Annotated in this window: 1 protein-coding gene (cut by a window edge); it reads right to left on the bottom strand. The window is 69.2% G+C overall.

Annotated features, from left to right (window positions below):
* On the bottom strand, positions 1 to 6,000 hold part of the coding region annotated (locus tag ACFWF1_RS19385) for a non-ribosomal peptide synthase/polyketide synthase (RefSeq protein ID WP_379322197.1) (this coding region is incomplete at its 3' end). 23,150 nt of the annotated region lie beyond the right edge of the window; 6,000 of 29,150 annotated nt are visible.

Genomic DNA, 6,000 nt, shown 5'->3' with positions numbered 1-6,000 from the left:
ACTACGTCGGTGCGCTCCAAGCCGTACTCGGCTTGCATCCACACCAAACGGTTCACGATCGAACCATGACTGACCGCGACACCCTTCGGACGGCCCGTCGAACCCGACGTGAAGATCACATACGCCGTATTCGACGGACGAAGCGGCGCACGACGATCCGCATCAGTCACCAGTGCATCCGAGTAGTCCGACAGCTCCACGCGATCGAGCTCGACAGCGGGCGTCTTGCCCGCATCGAACTCATCACGCGCGGTAGTCAGTACACAGACCGGTCGCGCGGTGTCGAGCACGTAGTGGGTGCGCTCGGCCGGATGATCAGGATCCAGCGGCACGTAAGCACCACCAGCAACGCTGACCGCGTACATACCGACAACCAGGTCGATCGACCGGCGCATACCGAGCGCGACCATCGAGTCAGGGCCTACGCCCATCGAGATCAGGTGCCGGGCAAGACGATTAACCCTCGCCGAGAACTCGGCGTAGGACAGACTCGTCCCCTCGAACGTCACCGCGATCGCGTCAGGGGTCCGCGCGGCTTGCGCCTCGAACATCGACACCAACGTCGCCGAACCATCCACCGCATGCACGGTGTCGTTCCAGCGCGCGACAACCTGCGCGTGCTCAGCCGAATCCAGCAGCTCGACATCGCCGATCGCCACGGAAGGATCCGCCACAACAGCGGTCAACAGCCGGACGAGCCGATCCGCGACGCCGGCAATCGTGCCCGCATCGAACATGTCCGTCGCATAAGCGAATTCCGCGGTCATACCATCGGCGGAGCCGTCGGCATCGATCCGGTCGGACAGGCTCAGGTGCAGATCGAACTTGGCCGTCACCACGTCCAGGGGCACACCGGCGACCTCGAGACCGGGCAGCTCGAACGAGGCTTCGCCGGTGTTCTGGAACGACAGCATCACCTGGAACAGCGGGTGCCGCGCCTGCGAGCGGGCCGGGTTCAGGATCTCGACCAGCCGCTCGAACGGCAGGTCCGCGTGCCCGAAGGCGGCGAGGTCGCGGTCCTTGGTGTGCGCGACCAGGTCGGCGAACGGCGCGGCCGGGTCTACCTCGCTGCGCAGCACGAGCGTGTTGACGAACATGCCGATGGCGTCATCGAGCACCGCCTCACCACGACCGGCCACCGCGGTACCGATGGCGATGTCGTCGCTGCCGGACAACCGGGCGAGCAGCGCGGCGAACGCGGCGTGCACCACCATGAACAGGCTCGCGCCGTGTTCCCTGGCGAGCGCGTTCAGATCGTGCAGCAGCCGCGCGTCGAGCGAGAACTCGTACACGCCACCGCGATTCGACGCGACGGCGGGCCGCGAGCGGTCCGACGGCAGGTCGAGCTGGTCGGGCAGCCCGGCCAGGCTGCCGGACCAGTAGGCGACCTGCTGGGCGATCAGCGAGGTCGGATCATCTTCGGAGCCAAGGGTTTCCCGCTGCCACAGCGCGTAGTCGGCGTACTGCACCGGCAGTGGCGGCCAGGCCGGGGCGTCGCCGCGCGAGCGGGCCGCGTAGGCGATCATCACGTCGCGGGCCAGCGGGCGCACCGACCAGCCGTCGCCGGAGATGTGATGCACCACGAAGACCAGCACGTGGGTGTCCGGCTGGGAGCCGTCCATCGACCCGGCGACCCGGAACAGCTGGGCCCGGACCGGCACCTCGGTGGTGACGTCGAAGCCGGTCAGCACCAATTCGCTGACGCGGTCCTGGATTTCGGTCTCCGACACCTCGATCGGGGTGAGGTCGATGGTTTCCTGCCCGGCGGGCTGCACCACCTGGACACCTTGACCGTCGGCGGTCTCCGGGTAGACGGTGCGCAGCACCTCGTGCCGGTCGACCACGTCGGCGACGGCTTGGCGCAGCGCGTCGGTGTCGAGCGAGCCGGTGAGCCGGACAGCAAGGGGGATGTTGTTGACCGCCGAATCGGTGTCGAACCGGTTCAGGAACCACATCCGCTGCTGGGAGAGCGACAGCGGAATCCGGGCCGGCCGCTGCCCCGCGACCAGTTCGCGGCGACGTCCGGTGCCCTGGTGGGCTTCCATCCGCGCGGCCAGCGCGGCGACGGTCGGCGCCTCGAACAGCATCCGCACCGGGACCCGGGTGTCGAGTGCGGCACCGAGCCGGGCGACCACCTGGGTCGCGATGAGCGAGTTGCCGCCCAGTTCGAAGAAGTCGTCGTCGATGCCGACCGCGCGTTCACCGTCGGTGCTGGTGAGGCCCAGCACCTCGGCGAAGGTGTTGGCCACGATCTCTTCGATCGGGGTGGACGGTGCGCGGAATTCCTTTGCCTCGAAGGCGGGTTCGGGCAGCGCACGCCGATCCAGCTTGCCGTTCGGGTTGAGCGGCATGGCGTCGAGCACCACGAGCGCGGCGGGCACCATGTACGACGGCAGTCGGGTGGCCAGGTGTGTCCTGAGCTCATCGACGTCCACCGTCGCACCGCTCGCCGGCACCACGTAGCCGACGAGTTGATCGCCGGTGTGCCCGTCCGAGCGCACCATGGCGACCGACTGAGCCACCGAATCGTGTGCGGCGAGCGCGGATTCGATCTCGCCGAGCTCGATACGCAGGCCACGCAGCTTCACCTGGAAGTCGGTGCGGCCGATGTAGACGATGGCGCCGGTGTCGTCGCGGGTGACGAGGTCACCGGTGCGATACATCCGGGCACCGGCGGTACCGAACGGGTTGGCCACGAAGCGATCCGAGGTCAGGTCGGCGCGGCCGAAGTAGCCGCGCGCCAGCTGAGCGCCCGCGAGGTACAGCTCACCCGCGACACCGGAGGGCACCGGCTTGAGCCGGGCATCGAGCACGTAGGCCTGGGCGTTCCACACCGGCAGGCCGATCGGCACCGCGCCGGTCACGTCGCCGGCCACCGGGCCGTGCGTGGCGTGCACGGTGAATTCCGTTGGGCCGTAAAGGTTGTAGAGCTCGGCCGAGCTGACCCGGCGGATCGCGTCGACCGCCTCGGCGGTGAACGCCTCACCGGCGATGAACAGCGTCCGCAGCGAGGCGAGCGCGTCGCTGCCGTCGGTGATGTCGACGTTGCCCGCGAAGACGGTGAGCATCGACGGCACGAACGAGGTCATGGTGACGCGCTCGGCGGCGATCACGTCGGCGAGGTACTGCGGATCGCGGTGACCGTCCGCACTGGCCACCACGATGCGGCCACCGGTGGTCATCGGGCCGAACAGCTCCCAGACCGACACGTCGAAGGTGGCGGGCGTCTTGAACAGCACGACATCGTCGGCGCCGATGCCGTATTCACCGGTGATCCAACGGATCTGGTTGACCACCGCAGCGTGCGGCACCGCGACGCCCTTGGGGCGACCGGTCGAACCGGACGTGAAGATCACGTACGCCGGGTGCTCCGGCCGCAGCGGCGCGAGCCGTTCGGCATCGGTCACCGGCTCGTCCGAGTAGCCGGACAGATCCAGCTCATCGATCGACAGGATGATCCGCCCGTCCGCCTCGAACGCGTCGCGGGACGTGGTCAGCACGCACACCGGGTCGGCCGAATCGAGCACATAGTTCACCCGGTCGGCGGGCTGGTCGAGGTCGAGCGGCACGTAGCCACCACCGGCCTCGTGCACGGCGTACGCGGCGACCACCAGGTCCACCGAGCGCCGCAGCCCCAAGGCGACCAGGGACTCCGGGCCGACACCGGCCTCGATCAGCTTGCGCGCCAACCGATGCACGCGAGCACTGAACTCGGCGTAGGTAAGCGAGCTTCCGGTGGCCGGGTCGATCACGGCGACGGCATCCGGGGTGGCCCGAGCCTGCGCGGCGAACTCGGCGACCAAGGTGGTCGGTGCGCCGAGGTCACGCTCGGTGTCGTTCCACCCGCGCAGCGCCTGCTCGGTCTCCCGCTCGTCCAGCAGCGCGATATCGCCGATCGGCCGATCCGGTTCCGCCGCAAGCGCACCGAGCAAACGGTTGAACCGCTGCCCCAGCTCCGCCATTGTCTCGGGATCGAAAAGGTCGGTGGCGTAAATGAATTCGGCAGTGATACCGGCCGGGGCCGCCGCCGTACCGTTGACCGCCTGAGTGGCGTTCTTCTCCGACAGCGTCAGCTGCAGATCGAACTTCGCCGTGTCGATCGGCAATTCGACGCCACTGACCGTGAGGCCCGGCAGTTCGAGACTGTTCTGGCCGAGGTTCTGGAACGACAGCAGCACCTGGAACAACGGATGCCGCGCCTGCGAGCGCGCCGGGTTCAGGATCTCGACCAGCCGCTCGAACGGCAGGTCCGCGTGCCCGAACGCGGCGATATCGGTGGCGCGCACCGTGCGAAGCAGATCGGTGAATGTCGCACCGCTGTCGATCGGCGTCCGCAGCACCAGGGTGTTGACGAACATGCCGATCAGGTCGTCGAGGGCCCGCTCGCCACGACCCGCGACCGGGGTGCCGATGGCGATGTCGTCCGCGCCGGACAGGCGGGCCAACAGCACCGCGAGCGCGGTGTGGGTGACCATGAACAGGGTCGCGCCCCTGGTGCGGGCGAGTTCGGTGAGCCTGCCGTGGGTTTCGGCGTCGATCTCGAAGGTGTGCGTCGCGCCGCGACCGGAGGCGACCGCGGGGCGGGGCCGGTCGGTGGGCAGGTCGAGCTGATCGGGCAGCCCGGCCAGCGAGGTCGACCAGTACGCGATCTGCTGGGCGATCACCGATTCCGGATCGTCCTCGTCGCCCAGGACCGCGCGCTGCCACAGCGCGAAGTCGGCGTACTGCACTTCCAGTGGCCGCCAGGCGGGTTCGCCGCCCTCCACGCGAGCGCCGTAGGCGGTCATCACGTCTCGGGTCAGCGGGCCCATGGAGAAACCGTCGGCCGAGATGTGGTGCACCACCAGGGCCAGCACGTGCTCGGTCGGGCTGACCTCGAACAGCCTGGCCCGGAAGGGCACCTCGGTGGTGACGTCGAAGGCGGTCAGCACCAGCTCGGAAAGCCGTTGCGGCAGTTCGGCTTCGGTGACCTCGAAGGGCGCGAGGTCCGGAATCACCTTGGCGGTCGGCACCGTCTGCTGATGCGCGGTGCCGTCGACCTCCGGGTAGAAGGTGCGCAGCGACTCGTGCCTGGCCAGCACGTCGGCGACCGCGATCTGCAGCGCCTGCCGGTCCAGCAGACCGGACAGCCGCACCGCGGCCGGGATGTTGTCCACGGCCGAGTCCGGGTCGAAGCGGTTGAGGAACCACATCCGCTGCTGCGCCAGCGACAGCGGCACCAGGTCGGGCCGCTGCTGCGGCGCCAGGGCCGCGCGGGCACCGGCACCGGTGTGCGTCTCCGTCCGGGCCGCGAGCGCGACCACGGTGGACGCCTCGAACAGTTCCCGGACACCGAGATCGGCGTCCAGCGCGGCGGACAACCGCGCGGCGACCCGGGTCGCGGTCAGCGAGTTGCCGCCGAGCGCGAAGAAGTCGTCGTCCAGGCCGACCCGTTCCACGCCGAGTACCTCGGCGAAGGTGGCCGCGACGATCTCCTCCACCGGTGTCGTCGGCGCGCGGAACACCGCGGCCTCGAAGACCGGCGCGGGCAGCGCCTTGCGATCGAGCTTGCCGGAGGCGTTGAGCGGGAACTCGTCGAGTACGAGCACCACGGCCGGCACCATGTACGCGGGCAGCCGCTCGGCCAGGTCCTCGCGCAGCAGCTCGGTGTCCACCCGGACATTCGGCGCGGGAATGACGTAGGCGACGAGCTGATCGCCGGTGTGCTGGTCACCGCGGACCACGACGACCGACTGGGCGACCTCGTCCAGCGCGGTCAGCGCGGTCTCGATCTCGCCGAGCTCGATGCGCAGGCCGCGCAGCTTCACCTGGAAGTCGGTGCGGCCCAAGTACTCCAGCTCACCGGCAGAGGTCCAGGACACGAGGTCACCGGTCCGGTACATGCGCTCGCCGGTGGCGCCGTAGGGGTTCGCGACGAACCGGTCACTCGTCAGATCCGGCCGCGCGACGTATCCGCGGGCCAGCTGGGCGCCCGCCAGATACAGCTCACCCGCGACACCC

Origin of the sequence: Nocardia sp. NPDC060255, assembly GCF_042727395.1 — a bacterium.
In the GTDB taxonomy this organism is placed as follows: domain Bacteria; phylum Actinomycetota; class Actinomycetes; order Mycobacteriales; family Mycobacteriaceae; genus Nocardia.
This window is presented reverse-complemented; position numbering and strand designations above follow the sequence as displayed.